The organism is Streptomyces sp. NBC_01210 (assembly GCF_036010325.1).
Classification (GTDB): domain Bacteria; phylum Actinomycetota; class Actinomycetes; order Streptomycetales; family Streptomycetaceae; genus Streptomyces.
In genome coordinates this window covers 3,878,730-3,896,348 of sequence record NZ_CP108549.1, presented here as the reverse complement: position 1 = coordinate 3,896,348, position 17,619 = coordinate 3,878,730, and the positions used below count along the sequence as shown (strand labels likewise).

At 69.7% G+C, this 17,619-nt stretch carries 14 protein-coding genes; 12 read left to right on the top strand and 2 right to left on the bottom strand.

What is annotated here, in order from left to right; genetic code table 11:
• Positions 1 to 147: 147 nt before the first annotated feature.
• The 3 genes from OG735_RS17495 (at position 148) to OG735_RS17485 (ending at position 2,101) form a co-directional block, all read left to right on the top strand.
• Positions 148 to 1,197: a C40 family peptidase gene (locus OG735_RS17495; protein WP_327324109.1), complete on the top strand. Its 1,050-nt coding sequence runs from the start codon at positions 148 to 150 to the stop codon at positions 1,195 to 1,197.
• 24 nt (positions 1,198 to 1,221) lie between these two features.
• The gene (locus OG735_RS17490; protein ID WP_327324108.1) at positions 1,222 to 1,440 is read left to right on the top strand and encodes a hypothetical protein; all 219 of its coding nucleotides are present in this window, start codon (positions 1,222 to 1,224) and stop codon (positions 1,438 to 1,440) included.
• Positions 1,441 to 1,927: 487 nt separating this feature from the next.
• Complete coding sequence (locus tag OG735_RS17485) at positions 1,928 to 2,101, top strand: hypothetical protein (RefSeq protein WP_327324107.1); 174 nt, start codon at positions 1,928 to 1,930, stop codon at positions 2,099 to 2,101.
• A gap of 506 nt (positions 2,102 to 2,607) precedes the next feature.
• On the opposite strand, the gene OG735_RS17480 is transcribed toward OG735_RS17485, so the two are convergent.
• Positions 2,608 to 4,329 (bottom strand): dolichyl-phosphate-mannose--protein mannosyltransferase, encoded by a 1,722-nt coding sequence (locus tag OG735_RS17480; RefSeq protein WP_327324106.1) that lies wholly within the window; start codon positions 4,327 to 4,329, stop codon positions 2,608 to 2,610.
• A gap of 62 nt (positions 4,330 to 4,391) precedes the next feature.
• Here OG735_RS17480 and rsmI point away from each other — a divergent pair, with 62 nt between their 5' ends.
• The 7 genes from rsmI to OG735_RS17445 all read left to right on the top strand — a co-directional run bounded on the left by rsmI (position 4,392) and on the right by OG735_RS17445 (position 11,725).
• Complete coding sequence (rsmI, locus tag OG735_RS17475; protein WP_327324105.1) at positions 4,392 to 5,309, top strand: 16S rRNA (cytidine(1402)-2'-O)-methyltransferase; 918 nt, start codon at positions 4,392 to 4,394, stop codon at positions 5,307 to 5,309.
• Positions 5,310 to 5,437: 128 nt separating this feature from the next.
• The gene (locus tag OG735_RS17470; protein WP_327324104.1) at positions 5,438 to 5,872 is read left to right on the top strand and encodes a hypothetical protein; all 435 of its coding nucleotides are present in this window, start codon (positions 5,438 to 5,440) and stop codon (positions 5,870 to 5,872) included.
• A 53-nt stretch (positions 5,873 to 5,925) separates the two neighbouring features.
• Positions 5,926 to 6,795 carry a TatD family hydrolase gene (locus OG735_RS17465; RefSeq protein WP_327324103.1) on the top strand — a complete coding sequence of 290 codons (870 nt, stop codon included), beginning with the start codon at positions 5,926 to 5,928 and terminating at the stop codon, positions 6,793 to 6,795.
• 448 nt (positions 6,796 to 7,243) lie between these two features.
• Positions 7,244 to 8,500 (top strand): ubiquitin-like domain-containing protein, encoded by a 1,257-nt coding sequence (locus OG735_RS17460; protein ID WP_442812616.1) that lies wholly within the window; start codon positions 7,244 to 7,246, stop codon positions 8,498 to 8,500.
• Positions 8,497 to 9,357: a 16S rRNA (adenine(1518)-N(6)/adenine(1519)-N(6))-dimethyltransferase RsmA gene (rsmA, locus tag OG735_RS17455; RefSeq protein ID WP_327324102.1), complete on the top strand. Its 861-nt coding sequence runs from the start codon at positions 8,497 to 8,499 to the stop codon at positions 9,355 to 9,357. The genes OG735_RS17460 and rsmA overlap by 4 nt, the downstream gene beginning before the upstream one ends.
• Positions 9,354 to 10,253: a 4-(cytidine 5'-diphospho)-2-C-methyl-D-erythritol kinase gene (locus OG735_RS17450; protein WP_327324101.1), complete on the top strand. Its 900-nt coding sequence runs from the start codon at positions 9,354 to 9,356 to the stop codon at positions 10,251 to 10,253. The genes rsmA and OG735_RS17450 overlap by 4 nt, the downstream gene beginning before the upstream one ends.
• A gap of 140 nt (positions 10,254 to 10,393) precedes the next feature.
• Positions 10,394 to 11,725, top strand: a complete 1,332-nt coding sequence (locus OG735_RS17445; RefSeq protein ID WP_327324100.1) for an acyltransferase family protein — start codon at positions 10,394 to 10,396, stop codon at positions 11,723 to 11,725.
• 110 nt (positions 11,726 to 11,835) lie between these two features.
• Here the strand turns inward: OG735_RS17445 and OG735_RS17440 are convergent, their stop codons facing one another.
• Positions 11,836 to 13,539, bottom strand: coding sequence for a lysyl oxidase family protein (locus tag OG735_RS17440; protein ID WP_327324099.1), 1,704 nt, complete (start codon positions 13,537 to 13,539; stop codon positions 11,836 to 11,838).
• Between the two features lie 297 nt (positions 13,540 to 13,836).
• Here OG735_RS17440 and OG735_RS17435 point away from each other — a divergent pair, with 297 nt between their 5' ends.
• Positions 13,837 to 15,648 (top strand): ABC-F family ATP-binding cassette domain-containing protein, encoded by a 1,812-nt coding sequence (locus tag OG735_RS17435; protein ID WP_327324098.1) that lies wholly within the window; start codon positions 13,837 to 13,839, stop codon positions 15,646 to 15,648.
• Between the two features lie 328 nt (positions 15,649 to 15,976).
• Entirely contained in the window at positions 15,977 to 17,587 is a 1,611-nt protein-coding gene (locus OG735_RS17430) for an outer membrane protein assembly factor BamB family protein (RefSeq protein ID WP_327324097.1), read from the top strand.
• Positions 17,588 to 17,619: the final 32 nt, after the last annotated feature.

The following is a 17,619-nucleotide window of genomic DNA, read 5'->3' as shown; positions in this document are numbered from 1 at the left end:
CCCGCCTCTCTTGAACCGCCCGTAGGAATACGCCCGTTGTGGGGGCGGGCGGGACGAATGGGTTCCTGCCTCTGTCTGTTGTGCCGTGGGGCGGCACAACATCCATGGCCCTCGATGCATGACGGAGCAGCCAAGATGAGGCGGAGTATGACCGGCCACCGATGCCGGACGACAGCAGCCGTGGCCCTGGTCTGTGCGATCACCGTAACCGCGCAGGGCGCGGCGTTCGCGGTTCCCACCCCGGAGCCACGGCCGGACCGGCCCACATCTCTCGGCGAGGTACGCAAGGAGTTGGACCGCCTCTATCACGACGCGGAGGTCGCTACGGATGCGTACAACACCGCGGAGGAGAAAGCGGAGGAACAGTCCAATCGCGTGACCGCGCTCGCCGAGGATGTCGCCAAGGGCGAGAAGCGGCTGGAGGAACTGAAGTCGCGCGCAGGCGCGGCGGCTCGCGCCCAGTACCGCAGTGGCGGCCTGCCACCCGAGGCCCACCTGTTCCTGAGCGACGATCCCCAGCAGGTTCTGAACGACGTCAGTCTGGCGCGCCAGGTCCAGCAGGGCACCATGGCGCTGCTGGTCGCGCTGACGACAACACAGAAAGACCTACGGGAAAAGGCCAGGGACGCCTCGGACCAGTTACGGAAACTGGAGGCGAGTCGCACGGCCCAGGCGAACGCTCAGACGAAGATCGAAGAACGTATCTCCGCCGCGGAAAAACTCGAATCGAGGCTGAAGAAGCAGGAGTTGGAGCGGATCCTTGCGATGGAACGGCAAACCGGGGCCGAAGCGCAATCGACGTGGTTGAGCTCCGGCATCATCAAGGACATCAAGGGAGAGGCCAGCGCGCAGGGCGAGAAGGCCATCGCCTACGCGAGCCTGCAGATCGGCAAACCCTACGAGTGGGGCGCCGAGGGACCGAATTCGTTCGACTGTTCCGGACTCACGTCAGAAGCCTGGGCCGCCGCGAAACGCCCCATCCCACGTACGTCGCAGGAGCAGTGGCGTCAGCTTGCACGCATCGACATCAAAGATATGCGCCCAGGCGACCTGATCATCTACCACAGGGACGCCAGCCACGTGGGCATGTACATCGGCGACGGCTCGATCGTGCACGCACCCCGACCCGGGCGGAACGTCACCGTCGCTGATGCCGGCTCGATGCAGATCCTCGGAGTCGTGCGTCCCGACAAGTGACGGTCCCTTGGCCGCTGCGAGGTGGTGCACGGCGACCGGGACACCGTGGTGCCCGTCGACATCGCCCGACGCTTCGCCGCCGACCTGCGGGACGCCTCCGTCGCCACCGTGGTGTACGTGGAACTCCCGGGGCGCCCAGTACGCCTTCGGCCTCTTCCACTCGCTGCCCGCTTCGAGGCGGTCGTGGACGGTGTCGAGGCCTTCGCCGACTGGGTGATCTCGCGCGAGTGGGTGCCCTGGTAGATGAAGTTCTGTCATTCCACCCCGAGAGCGCCCCGACCAGGGCTTTCGCCGCTGGCCGGGGCCGCGTCATGCCGCCTGGGCCGCCTCTGGGCCGTGATCATGCTTTCCTGACGCCAGATAGAGGCAGTCCACGGCCTTCGTGCCGCTGCTGCCGCCGGCTACCTCAAGCAGGCGTGGCGAGACAGTGGGACACCGCCTGCTCAGCACTGCCCCCAACCCGTTCTCGCAGATCAACCCACCTAGGGGACAGTGAGACAGCAGAGACACCTACCACCGGTGGCAGGGGTACATGCAGCTAGAGCCCATCTAAACGGCGAAGGCGTTCGGCGCTCCTTCGCCATGGCGGCCAGCCGCCGCGGTTCCGGCCCCCTCGTGTTCCTCCAGACCCATGGGACCTCGTGCATCCCAGATCAGGGCGCCCCGCAAGGTGGTTTTGTCCCTGCTCCTCAAGGGCACTCGGCCAGTGAGACTGCGCGGAGGTACTGAGATGAGTGCCGGAGAGAAAGCCAAGGCAAAGGCCGAAGAGGTCGTCGGAAAGACCGTGCGGAAGGCGGCCCACGCGGTTCATAAAGACACTCTCGCAGCAAAGGGCGCCGCCCTCGAAGCACGGGGCAAGATGCGGGGCGAGAAAGAGAGGACCAAGGATTCCTTCAAGCGCTGACATGCGCAAATACCCTCAGGGTCATACCCTCAGGGTCAACCCTGGATCTTGCCCTGACCTTCTTCGGGACGAGGAGGTCCTGACTGCAACGCCTGACGGCAACGTCAGCAGACTGCATCGGTCCTGGGCACCTGCCGGGACACTCATCATGAAGCACGGGCAGTTGAGCCGCCTAGCCGCATATCGATACAGGCCAGAGCGCTGCGGAGGCACGCTGTGGGCTAGGCCGAGGTTCTCTCCGTCCATGCGAACGCGTCGGCTGTCCGTTGTCGAGGGCGGGTAGACGATCACAGGCAGGGATCCGGACATACCCCCACCGTGCGACGGATGCAGGCGTACGGCTTGGCGGGCAGAGAACCGGGGCGGCAGTTCGGGGGCCGGACCGGCCGGACCCATTCCTGGGCCGTCCGTGGGCCGTCCAGGGGCCGCCCAGGACGACCAGCGAGCGTCAACAACGACCACGGTGGGCACAGCACCTGCGGGAGTCGTTACCGCCGTAGTTCCTGCTACACCCAGGTGTCCAGCCACATCCGGTTGCGCCAGTCCTCCACCGGGATCGGCCTCCCCGTGTACAGCGGATAGAAGTAGATGAAGTTCCAGATGATCAGCAGCACCAGCACACCCGCGCCGATCGCCCCGAGCGCCCTCCTGCGTTCGTCCGAGCCCGGTGGACCAAGGATCGCGCCGATCATCATCGCGACCGCCAGACACAGGAACGGCACGAACACCACCGCGTAGAACAGGAAGATCGTGCGTTCCTGGTAGAAGAACCACGGCACCCAGCCCGCCGCGATGCCGCAGGCGATCGCGCCCGCGCGCCAGTCCCGGCGGAACAGCCAGCGCCACAGGATGTAGCAGATCGCAAAGCAGGCCGCCCACCACAGCAGTGGTGTGCCGAGCGCCAGTACCTCGCGGGAGCACTTGTCCGCGGCGTCCGGCGGGCAGCCCCCGGTGCCCGCGTTCGGGTCCTCGTAGAAGTACGAGACCGGGCGGCCCAGCACGATCCAGCTCCACGGGTTCGACTGGTACGTGTGGCCGGAGGTCAGATTGACGTGGAACTCGTAGACCTCGTTCTCGTAGTGCCACAGGCTGCGCAGCCAGTCCGGCAGCCAGGTCCAGCTGCCGCCCTTGCCGTCCGTCTGGGCCCAGTTCCTGAAGTAGCCCTTGTCCGTGACGATCCAGCCGGTCCAGGACGCGATGTACGTGGCGATCGCGACCGGCACCGTCGAGACGAAGGCCGGCACCACGTCCTTCCTCAGCACCGTCTGGTACGGGTGCACCGCACCCGCCGTCCGGCGGGCGCCCACATCCCACAGGACGGTCATCAGGCAGAACGCGACCATCACATACAGGCCGTTCCACTTGGTGCCGGCGGCCAGGCCCAGCATCAGGCCCGCAGCCAGCCGCCATGGACGCCAGCCGAGGCGCAGCGTCTCCGCGACCGTCGCATCCGGGCGCAGCACACCCTCCTCGTCCGTCGGCAGCGCCGCCGCGAGCCGGCGTCGCGCCCCGTCCCGGTCGATGACCAGGCAGCCGAAGGCGGCCAGCACGAAGAACATCAGCACCTGGTCGAGCAGCGCCGTGCGGCTCATCACGAAGTGCAGTCCGTCCACGGCGAGCAGCGCACCCGCCAGGCAGCCCAGGAACGTCGAGCGGAACAGCCGCCGGCCGATCCGGCAGAGCATCAGCACCGACAGCGTGCCGAGCACGAAGACCATGAAGCGCCAGCCGAAGGGCGTGAACCCGAAGAAGTGCTCACCGAGGCCGATGACCCACTTTCCGACCGGCGGATGCACCACATAGCCGGGGTCGGTCGGGATCGGGACGCTCGACGGGTCCTTGAGGATGAGCTTGTCGACGTCCTTCGGCCAGCTGCCCTCGTACCCCTGATTGATCAGGGCCCAGGCGTCCTTCGCGTAGTACGTCTCGTCGAATATCACCGCCTTCGGCCTGCCGAGGTTCCAGAACCGCAGCACGCCCGCTACCAGCGCCACCAGCAACGGCCCGCCCCATGCCGCCCAGCGCAGCAGCGGGTTCACGACCGACGGCGGGATGCCGAAGATCGACCACAGCCGCTCGGAGGGACGCGTGTAGGGCGGCACCAGGCGTTCGCGCAGCCCGATCACGGGCCGGGGCGCGTAGCCGAATCTGCGCAGCCGCTGCTGCCAGCCGGGTGGCTGCTGATCGGCGTCCTTGCCCTGCTGGGTCTGTGGCGCGGTACTGGTCACCGCGCCATCGTAGGGAACGCGACTGTGCGAGTCGTACGTCCGGTCCTGCGAGGATGGCGTATGTGACAACTGTGCTCTCCCGGGGGACGACCCCCGGACCCCCGACAGGCGTGCTGGTACTCGCAGGGACCCCCATCGGTGATGTCGCCGACGCACCGCCCCGGCTCGCCGCCGAGCTGGAGCGCGCCGACATCGTGGCCGCGGAGGACACCCGGCGGCTGCGCCGGCTCACCCAGGCGCTCGGGGTGCACACGCAGGGGCGCGTCGTGTCGTACTTCGAGGGCAATGAGTCCGCCCGTACGCCGGAGCTGGTCGAGGCGCTGACCGGCGGCTCCCGGGTGCTGCTGGTGACCGACGCCGGCATGCCGTCCGTCTCCGACCCCGGGTACCGGCTGGTCGCCGCCGCCGTCGAGCAGGACATCAAGGTCACGGCGGTGCCGGGCCCGTCCGCCGTACTGACCGCGCTGGCCCTGTCCGGGCTGCCCGTGGACCGCTTCTGCTTCGAGGGTTTTCTGCCGCGCAAGGCGGGCGAGCGGCTCGGCCGGCTGCGCGAGGTCGAGAACGAGCGGCGCACTCTCGTCTACTTCGAGGCCCCGCACCGGCTCGACGACACCCTCGCCGCGATGGCCGAGGTCTTCGGCGCCGAGCGCCGCGCCGCCGTCTGCCGCGAGCTGACGAAGACGTACGAGGAGGTCAAGCGCGGCGGTCTCGGTGAGCTGGCGGACTGGGCGGCCGAGGGCGTACGTGGCGAGATCACTGTCGTCGTCGAGGGTGCGCCCGAGTCGGGGCCCGGGGATCTCGACCCGGCCGAGCTGGTGCGCAGGGTGCGGGTGCGCGAGGAGGCAGGCGAACGGCGCAAGGAGGCGATTGCGGCGGTCGCCGCCGAAGCGGGGCTTCCCAAGCGCGAGGTCTTCGATGCCGTGGTGGCGGCAAAGAATGCGGCTCGGCCGGTCCCTGCGGACGGTAAAGGACTATCGTAAAAAGCAAAGGGCAGACCGTGTCCTGACCTTTTCTGCATGGGAACGCCAAAAACCAGACCATTAATCGACAGGCGCTGATGCGCTCCCGCCGGTATGGGCGTCCACTGGGTCAGTGGAGAGGAGCTGGCATGAGTGAGATCACAGGCACCGCCAAGGTCCACGAGGCGTATGCCTTCGCCTGCATGCGCTGCGGGCACGGCTGGGAGCAGTCCTACGAGATAGAGCACCACGTCGACACCAACGGCCAGGAATTCGTTGTCTATAAGGCCGCGGGCGCGCGAGTGCCGTCCCCGCTCTCGAGCCCGACCTGCATCAACTGCGGCGGACATGTCGTACGGATCATGCGGTCCGGACAGGTCTCCTCGGTACGGAACCTGATGTCGCCACCCGTTGAGAAGAAGTCCGTCCCGGCCGCCGCCGCGGCGCCCGTGGAGCGCGAGTCGGTGGAGAGGGAGTCGGCGGAGAGGGCGGTGCCCGAAGTGGCGGGCGCCGAGCAGACCCAGCCGACGGAACCTCACCACTGGCACCTCTCCGATCTCCTGCACCCGTTCCACCGCAAGTGAGGCTGTTCCACCGGGAGTGAGGCGCAGGGCGCGAGCCTCGTAGGATCGCGCCCATGAGTTCGAAGTCCGCACCACCGCCGCTGCCCGCACCGCTCGGCGTGCCGGTCACCGATTCGCACACCCACCTGGACATGCAGGAGGGCACGGTCGAGGAGGCGCTGGCGAGGGCCGCGGCCGTCGGGGTGACTGCGGTGGTCCAGGTGGGCTGCGCCATCAAGGGCTCCCGCTGGGCCGCGGAGACGGCCGCCGCGCACGACAGCGTGCACGCAGCCGTTGCCCTGCACCCCAACGAGGCGCCCCGCATCGTGCACGGCGACCCCGATGGCTGGTCGCGGCAGGGTGCGCGGGAGGCGGGCGGCGACAGCGCGCTGGACGACGCGCTCACCGAGATCGACCGAATGGCCGCACTCCCGCAGGTGCGCGCGGTCGGCGAGACCGGCCTGGACTCCTTCCGTACGGGCCCCGAGGGCATGGCCGCTCAGGAACGCTCCTTCCGGGCCCATATCGAGATCGCCAAACGGCACGGCAAGGCGCTGGTCATCCACGACCGCGAGGCGCACGCCGATGTCCTGCGGATTCTCGCCGAGGAGGGCGCCCCCGAACGCACCGTCTTCCACTGCTATTCGGGTGACGCGGAAATGGCCGAAGTGTGCGCGGCCGCGGGCTATTTCATGTCCTTCGCCGGCAATGTGACCTTCAAGAACGCGCAGCCGCTGCGGGACGCGCTCGCCGTCGCCCCGGCGGAGCTCGTACTCGTCGAAACGGATGCACCGTTTCTCACACCGGCGCCGTACCGCGGTCGGCCCAATGCGCCGTATCTCATTCCGGTCACGCTGCGCGCGATGGCGGCGGTGAAAGGCCTCGACGAGGACACGCTGGCGGCGGCGATCTCGGCCAATACGGCTCGCGCATTTGATTACTGAGGGTTAACTCGAATAGTGCCGTCGGTTCCGGCGGCGGGCTCGGCGCGGAAAAATGTCACCACTCTGTGTAGTCGTGCCGCTTTGGAGAGTGACCATAGCTTCGCTAGTGTCCCGGCCCTGCAACGCCATCGCGCGGACCGGACCGGACCTACGGAGCGTCGTGAGCAATTCGCAGGGCAGTGACCGAAGAGGGCGCGGCCGTCGCCGCGCCACCGCCAGGACAGCACAGCCGTACGAAGCGCCCGAGCCGCCGTTGTACGAGGCGCCCGAGCCGATGCCGTACGACGTGCCCGAGCCGTTCCACGACGTGCCCGAGCCGTTCCACGAAGTGCCCGAGCCGTTCTACGAAGTGCCCGAGCCGTTCTACGAAGTGCCCGAGCCGTTCTGCGAGGCGCCCGAGCCGATGCCGTACGACGTGCCCGAGCCGTTCTGCGAGGCGCCCGAGCCGATGCCGTACGACGTGCCCGAGCCGCCGTTGTACGAAGCGCCCGCGCCGTCGCTGCCGAGCAGCCGGAGCCCGGGTGCTGCCGTGCCGGCCATGGACGCCCCCGCCAGGGCGGGTGGCCGCGCCGAGGCCCGTCGCGCCGCCCGCCGCCGCAGGACCGTGGAGAAGCCCGGCACCCTCCGCCGGCTCGTCCCGCAGGCCCTCGTCGTCGCCTTCCTGGCCGGCGGCACCTCGGCCTTCGTCGCCAACGACAAGGCGGTACAGGTCAGCGTCGACGGCGTACCGCGCACCATGCACACCTTCGCCGACGATGTTCAGGAGCTCCTCGAGGACGAGGGCCTCGAGATCACCGGGCACGACATCATCGCCCCGGCCCCCGGCGCGGCCCTCGCCAGCGGCGACCAGATCATCGTCCGCTACGGCCGGCCCGTGATGCTCACCCTCGACGGCCGGCGTCGCCGGGTGTGGACCACCGCCCGCACGGTCGACGGCGCGCTGCGTCAGCTCGGAGTGCGGGCCGACGGTGCGTATCTGTCCGCCTCCCGCTCCTCGGCGATCTCCCGCACGGGCCTCGCGCTGGACGTACGCACCGAGCGCACCGTGACCTTGATGGCCGACGGGAGCGAGCGCACCATCCGTACGAACGCGGCGAGTGTGCGCGAGACGCTGGAGGAGGTGGGCATCGCGCTGCACGGGCAGGACACCACCTCCGTGCCGCTCACCAGCTTTCCGCGTGACGGCCAGACGATCAGCGTCACGCGGATCACCGGCGCCAAGGCGGTCCGCGAGGAGCCGATCGACTTCGAGACCGAGAAGACCGGGGACCCCTCGCTGGCCGCGGGCACCGAGGTCGTCGCGCGGCCGGGGCGACCGGGTGCGCGCCGGGTCACGTACGCCCTGCGGACGGTCAACGGGGTGCTGCAGAAGCCGAAGAAGATCGCCGAGGAGGTGGTGCGGGAGCCGGTCGCCCAGCAGGTGAAGGTGGGCACCAGGCGGCTGCCGGACTCCGTGGCGGGCGCGGACGGGATGAACTGGGGCGCTCTCGCGCAATGCGAGTCCGGCGGGCGGCCGGGGGCGGTCGATCCGTCGGGCGCCTACGGCGGGCTGTACCAGTTCGACACCCAGACCTGGCATGCGCTGGGCGGCGGCGGGCGGCCGCAGGACGCGTCCGCGGCGGAACAGACGTACCGGGCGAAGAAGCTCTTCGTGCAACGGGGGGCGAGTCCGTGGCCGCACTGCGGCCGTAGGCTGTATCGGTGAGCACCACTGAGCCCGACGCACTCCTCGGCCCCGCCGACATCCGTGAACTGGCCGCAGCGCTGGGCGTACGCCCCACCAAGCAGCGCGGCCAGAACTTCGTCATCGACGCCAATACGGTCCGCCGGATCGTGCGGACCGCCCAGGTGCGGGAGGACGACGTCGTCGTCGAGGTCGGCCCCGGGCTCGGGTCGCTGACCCTGGCGCTGTTGGAGGCAGCGGACCGGGTCGTCGCCGTCGAGATCGACGATGTGCTGGCGGGCGCGCTGCCGTCGACGATCGCGGCCCGGATGCCGTCGCGCGCCGACCGCTTCTCGCTGGTCCACTCCGACGCGATGCTCGTCGAGGAGCTGCCGGGACCGCCGCCGACCGCGCTGGTCGCCAACCTCCCGTACAACGTCGCCGTGCCGGTCCTCCTCACCATGCTGGACCGCTTCCCGACGATCGAGCGGACGCTGGTGATGGTCCAGGCGGAGGTCGCGGACCGGCTCGCGGCCAAGCCGGGCAACAAGGTGTACGGAGTGCCTTCGGTGAAGGCGAACTGGTACGCGGAGGTGAAGCGGGCGGGCTCGATCGGCCGGAACGTCTTCTGGCCGGCCCCGAATGTGGACTCGGGCCTCGTGTCCCTGGTCCGCCGCACCGAACCGCTGAGGACAACGGCCTCGAAGGCGGAGGTCTTCGCGGTGGTCGACGCGGCGTTCGCGCAGCGCCGCAAGACGTTGCGGGCGGCGCTGGCGGGCTGGGCCGGATCGCCGGCCGCGGCGGAGGCGGCGCTGGTCGGGGCCGGGATCTCCCCGCAGGCGCGCGGGGAAGCGCTGACGGTCGAGGAGTTCGCACGGATCGCGGAGGCCAAGGCGTGAGCGTCACGGTACGGGTCCCGGCGAAGGTGAACGTCCAGCTGGCGGTGGGCGGAGCGCGGCCCGACGGCTTCCACGACCTCGCGAACGTCTTCCTGGCGGTCGGCCTGTACGACGAGGTCACGGTGACCCCGGCCGAGTCGCTGACGATCACGTGCTCGGGCCCGGACGCGCATCAAGTTCCCCTGGACCGTACGAACTTGGCGGCGCGCGCGGCCGAACTGCTCGCGGCCCGCCACGGACTGTCCCCGGACGTCCACATACACATCGCCAAGGACATCCCGGTCGCGGGCGGCATGGCGGGTGGCAGCGCGGACGGCGCGGGTGCACTGCTGGCGTGCGACGCGCTGTGGGGTCTTGGCTCGCCGCGCTCCGAACTCCTCTCGATCTGCGCCGAGTTGGGCAGCGACGTGCCGTTCAGCCTGGTGGGCGGCGCGGCGCTGGGCACCGGCCGCGGCGAGCAGCTGACCGAGCTGGAGGTCGGCGGGGACTTCCACTGGGTGTTCGCGGTGGCGGACGGCGGCCTGTCGACGCCGGCGGTGTACGGAGAGTTCGACCGCCTCAACGAAGGCATCGCCGTCCCCGAGCCGATCGCGTCCCCCGCGCTGCTCGAAGCCCTGCGCACGGGCGACGCGACGGCGCTGGCGGGCGCGCTCGCCAACGACCTGCAGCCCGCGGCGCTCTCGCTGCGCCCTTCGCTGTCCGCCACTCTCGCGGCGGGCACGGCGGCGGGCGCACTGGCGTCCCTGGTCTCGGGCTCGGGCCCGACGACGGCGTTCCTGACGAAGGACGAGGACGCGGCGCGCGGGGTGGCGCAGGCGCTCCTGTCCTCGGGCACGTGCCGTACGGCACGGGTGGCGCCGTCCCCGGCGAGGGGTGCGACGGTGGTCGGGGCCTGAGGGCCACGCGCGGACCCCCTGCCCCGCAAACCCCCTGCCCCGAACCCCCGCGTGCGAGGGCGGGTGGGTGGAGGTACTCAGATCCCGGTTGAGTACGAGCGCCCTCACCAGCCCCCGCGCCCGCGCGGCACCGTACTCGCATGGGATCAAGCGTTCGTGAGCTCGCCGCTGCCACGCCCGGGACCCGGGACCGGTACATCGACCTGTTGCGGGTCGCCTCGCTGGGGACCGTCGTGCTCGGGCACTGGCTGATGGCCGTCGTCACCGGGGACGGCGTCGGGAATCTCCTCGCCGTCGTGCCCGAGCTGCAGCTGCTCACCTGGGGCCTGCAGATCATGCCGGTGTTCTTCTTCGTCGGCGGCTTCTCGCACGCCCTCTCGTACCGCTCCCTCGCCCGGAAGACCGACGGCTCCGTCTACGCCGCCTTCCTGCGGGCCCGGCTGCAGCGGCTGCTGCGGCCCACCATGGTCTTCATCCTGGTCTGGGGCGCGGCCGCGCTGATCGTTCAGCTTCTCGGCAGTGGCAGTGATTCGACCGGGTTGACCGGCGTAGCGCTGCGGCTCGTCGCCCAGCCGCTCTGGTTCATCGGTATCTACCTGGCGATGGTCGCCTTCACGCCGCCGCTGCTGAAGCTGCACGAGCGGTACGGCTGGGGCGCCTTCGGCGCGCTCGTCGCCGGTGCCGCGCTCGTGGATGTGCTGCGCTTCCTCGGCGGGGTGCCCTTCGTCGAGTTCCTGAACTTCGCCTTCGTCTGGCTCGCCGTCCACCAGCTCGGCTTCCTCCGCGCCGACGGCCGGATCCGGATGCCCTCCGCGCTCGCGGCCGCCGGACTCGTCGGTGCCGCGGGGCTGGTCGCGTTCGGCCCGTACCCCCTGAGCATGGTCGGGATGCCCGGCGAGAAGGTCTCCAACATGGCCCCGCCCACCCTCGCGCTCCTCTTCCACGGCCTGTGGCTGGTCGGCGCGGTGGAGCTGCTCCGTACGCCCGGTACACGCTTTGTGCAGCGGGCCAGGGTCTGGCGGGCCGTCGTCGCCGCCAACGGCATCGCGATGACCGCGTTCCTGTGGCATCTCACCGCGATGCTCGGTGTGTACGGCGCGATGCTCGCCCTCGGCATACCGCTGCCCGCCCCCGCCTCCGGCGCCTGGTGGGCGCAGGTACCCGTCCGTATCGCGGTGGCCGCCGTGGTGACCGCGCTGCTCGTCGCTGCCTTCCGCACCTTCGAGCGGCCGGTGACCGCGGCCCCCGGAGCCGCCGGAAAGGGCGGATCGGGGCCCGCCGCCGCCCTCGGGATCACGCTCTGCCTGTTCGGTGTGCTGGGTCTGTCGATGGTCGGCTTCGGCGGCATGCTGGAGGGCAGGTCCGCGATGCTGGTCGCCGTAAGGGTCACCGCGCCCGTCGCCGTCGCCATGGCGCTCATCGGCTGGCTGCTGGTCGAGACGGTGGGCAGAGGCCGCCGGACCGCTTCCTAGCAGCCGCCTCTTCCTACGCCCCTTTCCCCGGAGCTGCTTCCTGGCAGCCGCGCTCAAGGGTGTGCCCGGTCGCGGCCCGGCTGTGGGCAGGGCTGCGACCGGGCCCCGGATCAGGGAGCGCTGATCAGATCGTGCGGAGGCACCTTCACCGTGCGGGCGCCGGGCTTACCGCCCAGAACGACCTTGCGGAGTGCGACGTTGTTCTTCAGGTTCGTCTCCTGGAGGCGGTGTTCGGGGTTGGCGATCACCTGGATGTAGTAGGTGCCGTTCGGCAGGTCGGTGACGTCGAAGGACTGGCCGGGACGGTACTGGGTGTACGTGTCGCCGGAACCGACGTCGAGGACCTCGCGCACGGACACCGAGTTCTGCGCGCCGCAGGCGGTCGACAGATCCGTGTTGTTCGGGTGCCAGTTGGCGTTCTTCACCGTGTAGTCGATGGCATCGGTGTTGGCCAGGCAGAAGGCCTCCTTGCCGCTGCGCACGATCTCGGCCTGGTTGGCGCTGAGCAGGCGGTAGCTGGCGAAGTCCTTGAAGTGCCAGTGTTCGTGGCCCACTCGCGGGTCCCACTCCATGGCGCCCGTGGGCGTGTACCCGATCTGCTTGCCGTTGGCGTCGTAGAAGTACTGGTAGGCGTCCATCAGGTTCTTGCCGGGGCTGCGGAAGCCGTCGACGACCAGTGGCGCGGGGCCCGCGTTCCAGACGTTGGCGCTGAAGGCCAGATAGTCCTTGCCGGGGACGTCCCCGTCCTCGCCGTCGGAGATGGCGATATCCCATGCCGGGAGCGAACGCAGGTCGGGCTTGGGCACGTTGGGCACGCTCGCCCGGCCGGTCGGGCGGTGAGCGTTGGGCTGCAGCGCGGGCGCGTTCCGGGAGCCGTCGGTGTGTCCGGGCCCGTCTCCCAGGTGCGTCGCCGTGCCGCGGTCCTGCAGAGCGTGCGACAGCGCGGGCGGGGCAGGGGCGTCCGCACCGCGTCCGTCGACGCCGTCGTGGCTCGCGTGGCCCGACGCCGCGGCGCCCTGCCCGGCGCCGTGCCCCGAGCCGTGCGCGGAGTGCCCGGCCATCGCCGAGTGCGCCGAGCGCGAGGCCCCCGCCCCGCCCCCGCCCTCGGTGACCTTCCGTACCTTCACCTTGATCGTCTTCTGTTCGTCCGCCATGCCGAACAGGTCGCGGTAGGTCTTCGCCACGGAGATCTTGGCGGTGTACTCGCCGGGAGGCAGGTCGGCCGGGGCGGATTCGCGGCCCCGGCTGGTGTTGGCCGCCCAGCCCTTCTCGACGCCCCATACGGAGCCGAGCGTGAAGGGGTTCCTGGGGCATTCCTCGGGGTACTTCGAGGTGGCCGGGGCGTCCGGCCGGATCCGGCCGGCGGCGCTGTTCGGGCAGAACGCCTGGGTGGTGTCCAGCACCTTCGCGCCGGACGCCTTGCTGATCGTCACCTTGAGGAAGCCCGGCAGTCCGGAGAAGTCCTTCACCAGACCCGCCGGAAGGGGCTTGGTCCGCGTCTTCTTCCCCTCGTGGATGATCTGCGCGGCGGTCACGGGCTTCTTGTAGGACGGGCGCGTGACCTTGAACTCCAGCGGCCCCCCGTCGACGGTGACGTACGTCCCGAGGTCCAGATTGACCCCGGGCCCGCCCTCATAGCGGTCGAGTGTCACGGAGCCGGCGGCGGCGATCAGCTTGAGCTTGGGTGCGGTGGTCGTCGGCGCCGCTCCGGCGACCGGAGCGGCCCCGGTCGCGGCAGCGACCGCGGCGAGTGCCGCGGCGACGGCCGCTGTACGGCGTAGGCGGGTACCGGAGGATATGGGATGTCTGGTCATCGGTTCCTCGTCTGCGAGTGTTTCGGTGGCATCGGACTGGTCAGAGCCCACGGCCGACCGGCCGGACACGCCCCCGATGTGCCCGCTCCCTCAGGTGGCCCGGTACGACCTGTGTGGCCTGTGAGAGTTGGGCAGAGGTGTCCTGGTTGCTCGCGACAGGAAGGCGCTGAACGTTGGCCGAAAACGGGTCACAGGTCGTCCATGGGCCGCCGGAGCCCGGTGATCCTCGGCTGCCGGAAACAGGTCCGGCCGGGCGACTACCCTGGACGTCGATCCATCCCCCGTCCCAGGAGTGAAATGGCCGTCAACCTCGTCAATGTCGAGGCAGTCAGCAAGGTGTACGGAACACGTGCCCTGCTCGACAGGGTCTCCCTCGGCGTGTCCGAGGGGGACCGCATCGGCGTCGTCGGCCGCAACGGCGACGGCAAGACCACCCTCATCCGGATGCTCGCCAAGCTGGAGGAGCCCGACACCGGACGGGTCACCCAGAGCGGCGGGCTGCGGCTCGGGGTGCTCACCCAGCACGACTCGCTCGACCCCGAGGCCACCGTCCGGCACGAGGTCATCGGTGACATGGCCGACCACGAGTGGGCGGGCAACGCCAAGATCCGTGACGTACTCACCGGGCTCTTCGGCGACCTGCACCTGCCGGGCTTCGAACAGGGTCTGGACACCGTCATCGGGCCGCTCTCCGGCGGTGAGCGCCGCCGGATCGCGCTCGCCAAGCTGCTCATCGCCGAGCAGGACCTGATCGTCCTCGACGAGCCCACCAACCACCTCGACGTGGAGGGCATCGCCTGGCTGGCGAAGCATCTGCAGGCGCGCCGCTCGGCGCTCGTCTGCGTCACCCACGACCGCTGGTTCCTCGACCAGGTCTGCACGCGGATGTGGGACGTCCAGCGCGGAGCGGTGCACGAGTACGAGGGCGGCTACAGCGACTACGTCTTCGCGCGCGCCGAGCGTGAGCGCATCGCGGCGACGGAGGAGGCGAAGCGGCAGAACCTGATGCGCAAGGAGCTCGCCTGGCTGCGGCGCGGCGCCCCCGCGCGTACCGCCAAGCCGCGCTACCGCATCGAGGCCGCGAACGAGCTGATCGCCGATGTGCCGCCGCCGCGCGACACCTCCGAGCTGATGAAGTTCGCCAACGCCCGCCTCGGCAAGACCGTCTTCGACCTGGAGGACGTGACCGTCCAGGCAGGCCCGAAGGTGCTGCTGAAGCACCTCACCTGGCAGCTCGGCCCCGGCGACCGTATCGGCCTCGTCGGCGTGAACGGCGCCGGCAAGACCTCGCTGCTGCGCGCCCTGGCGGAGGCGGCCCGCAGCGACGGCGACAAGCAGCCCGCCGGCGGCCGTGTCATCGTCGGCAAGACCGTGAAGCTGGCCTACCTCTCCCAGGAGGTCGGTGAACTCGACCCGGCCCTGCGGGTGCTCGAGGCCGTGCAGCAGGTACGCGACCGGGTCGACCTCGGCAAGGGCCGTGAGATGACCGCGGGTCAGCTGTGCGAGCAGTTCGGCTTCACCAAGGACAAGCAGTGGACGCCTGTGGGTGACCTCTCCGGCGGTGAGCGGCGCAGGCTGCAGATTCTGCGGCTGCTGATGGACGAGCCGAACGTCCTCTTCCTCGACGAGCCCACCAACGACCTCGACATCGAGACACTGACCCAGCTCGAGGACCTGCTCGACGGCTGGCCGGGTTCGATGGTCGTCATCTCGCACGACCGCTTCTTCATCGAGCGGACGACGGACAGGACGTTCGCGCTGCTCGGCGACGCCACACTGCGGATGCTGCCGCGCGGTATCGACGAGTATCTGGAGCGCAGGCAGCGGATGATCGAGGCCGCCGTGCCGACGCCGGCGCCCGCTTCCGCCGCGGTGGAGAAGCCGGCGGCCAAGTCCGCGGGCGACGCCCGCGCGGCGAAGAAGGAACTGCAGAAGATCGAGCGGCAGCTGAACAAGATCTCCGACCGGGAGACCAATCTGCACGCCCAAATCGCCGATAACGCCACGGACTTCGGGAAAGTGGCGAAACTGGATGCGGAGCTGCGTGAACTGATCGGCGAGCGCGACGAGTTGGAGATGCGCTGGCTCGAACTCGCCGAGGACGCGTAAAGGAGCGGTGCAGAGCGCGTAACAACCGCATCACGGGCCGGTCCTCCCTTGGGAACAGGGGTGGACCGGCCCCTTGTTCGAGCATGGCCGAGTGATAGAAAGAAGCTCCGCTCGACTGACCTGAAACAGCGCAATCCATGTCCGAATCGCTCCTTCTCGGAGCAAACGCTCGCCGGAACAGCGGGGGAGACCGGCTCGGGCAGTGGGCCGCACCAAGGGGGACGTACCGATGACTCAGCCGCCCGGCCAGCAACAGCCGCAGGGTGGCTTCGGCGTTTCCCAGGGCCCGCAGCACGAGTTTCCTCAACCGCCTGCCCAGCCTCCGCAGATGCCGCCCACGCGGCCCGGCCACGGCTACCCGCAGCAGGCCCCCGGTCAGCCGGGTCCCTACAACCAGCCGCCCGGCCCGTACGGTCAGCAGCCGGGGCCGTACAGCGGCTACTCGACCCAGCCGCAGTACGCGGGCGGACCCACCCCGCCCGGCGGTGGCTCCGGCTTCTTCAAGGGCAGGCCCGGAGTCATCATCGGCGCGGCGGTCGCAGGCCTGCTGGTGCTCGGCGGCGGTACCTGGTTCGCGCTCAGCGGTGACGGCAAGGACGACAAGGCCGGCGTCAGCGAGAGCAGCGAGCATCCCAAGCCGTCCGGCTCGGCATCCGTCGACCAGGGCACCTCCGACGGCACCCCCGGCGGCCAGGACCCCAACGCCCGGCGCAGGCCGGGCGAGGCGAAGGTTCTGTTCATATCGAAGAACGACGTCGACGTGCCGGGCAACGGCGCGGAGATATTCGGCCCCTGGGTCGAGGGGGACACGCTCGTCAAGGCCATGTACCGGGAGGTCGCCGGCTACTCGGTGACCGACGGCAAGAAGAAGTGGAGCCTGAAGCTCGGTACTCCTGTGTGCCTGGCCGCCCCCCAGGCTTCGGCCGACGGAAAGATCGTCATCGGTGTCAAGAGCGGCACCACGGAGAAGTCCGACTGCAGCGACCTCCAGATGATCGATACGAAGACCGGCAAGGCGGGTTGGAAGAAGCCCATTCCCAAGCCCAAACAGCTCATCGGCTTTTCCGACTTCGTCCTCGCCGTCAGCGGGAACACGCTCACCATGGCAGGCCTGGACAACTCCTACGGCTTCAGCCTCAGCGACGGCAAGCAGCTCTTCGGCAAGCCGTCCTCCCGCTGCCTGCCCTACGGGTTCGCGGGCGGCATCAGGCTGATCGCCGCCGCGAGCTGCCCCACCAGCGACGCGGAGAACTTCAAGGGGGAGATCCAGGAGGTCGACCCGGCCACCGGCAAGCCCAAGTGGACGTACGCGCTCCCCGCCAACTGGCAGGTCGACAAGGTCTACTCGGTCAGCCCGGTCGTCGTCTCCATCAAGCTGGACGCCGACGGCTCCGACGAAACCACCAAGCGGCGCGTCATCGCTCTGACGGACAGCGGGAGGCTCCGCTCCCAGCTCCAGGTCGACAAGGACAAGTTCCAGCCGCGCTGCAGCAGTTCGGCCGTCATCGCCTTCCGCGGGGACATCCAAGGGTGGTGTACCGGTGTCGCCGCCGACGCGTCCACCCTCTACCTGGCCACGGAGCCGACCGGCACCAATGAGGTCGTGGCCTTCAGCCTGGACACCGGCAAGCCCAAGTGGCGTTCAACGGCGGGACTGGACCGCACCATGATGCCGGTCACCGTGGAGAACGGCAGCGTCGTGGTCTACATCGCCCCGACCTTCAGCCTGGGCGGCGCGATCGCGACCGTCGCGCCGGCGGGCGGCGCACCGAAAGCCGTACTGAAGCACCCGCTGTCGACCGCCGAGATCGAGGCCGGCTTCCTCGAGCCGCGGACGGTGTACGCGGGCGGCCGGTTCTTCCTCACCGCTACCAGTGTCAACGGCCTCGACGACGCCAAGGAGCGGGAGACGACGACCTTGATGGCCTTCGGCAAGTGACCGCGTTCTGAGTCGTTCGGACACCCCAACTC

Coding starts and splice junctions, on each gene's coding strand:
- OG735_RS17495 (WP_327324109.1), top strand. CDS start 148: ATGACCGGCCACCGATGCCGGACGACAGCAGCCGTGGCCCTGGTCTGT.
- OG735_RS17485 (WP_327324107.1), top strand. CDS start 1,928: ATGAGTGCCGGAGAGAAAGCCAAGGCAAAGGCCGAAGAGGTCGTCGGA.
- OG735_RS17470 (WP_327324104.1), top strand. CDS start 5,438: ATGAGTGAGATCACAGGCACCGCCAAGGTCCACGAGGCGTATGCCTTC.
- OG735_RS17465 (WP_327324103.1), top strand. CDS start 5,926: ATGAGTTCGAAGTCCGCACCACCGCCGCTGCCCGCACCGCTCGGCGTG.
- OG735_RS17460 (WP_442812616.1), top strand. CDS start 7,244: ATGCCGTACGACGTGCCCGAGCCGCCGTTGTACGAAGCGCCCGCGCCG.
- OG735_RS17445 (WP_327324100.1), top strand. CDS start 10,394: ATGGGATCAAGCGTTCGTGAGCTCGCCGCTGCCACGCCCGGGACCCGG.
- OG735_RS17440 (WP_327324099.1), bottom strand. CDS start 13,539: ATGACCAGACATCCCATATCCTCCGGTACCCGCCTACGCCGTACAGCG.
- OG735_RS17435 (WP_327324098.1), top strand. CDS start 13,837: ATGGCCGTCAACCTCGTCAATGTCGAGGCAGTCAGCAAGGTGTACGGA.
- OG735_RS17430 (WP_327324097.1), top strand. CDS start 15,977: ATGCCGCCCACGCGGCCCGGCCACGGCTACCCGCAGCAGGCCCCCGGT.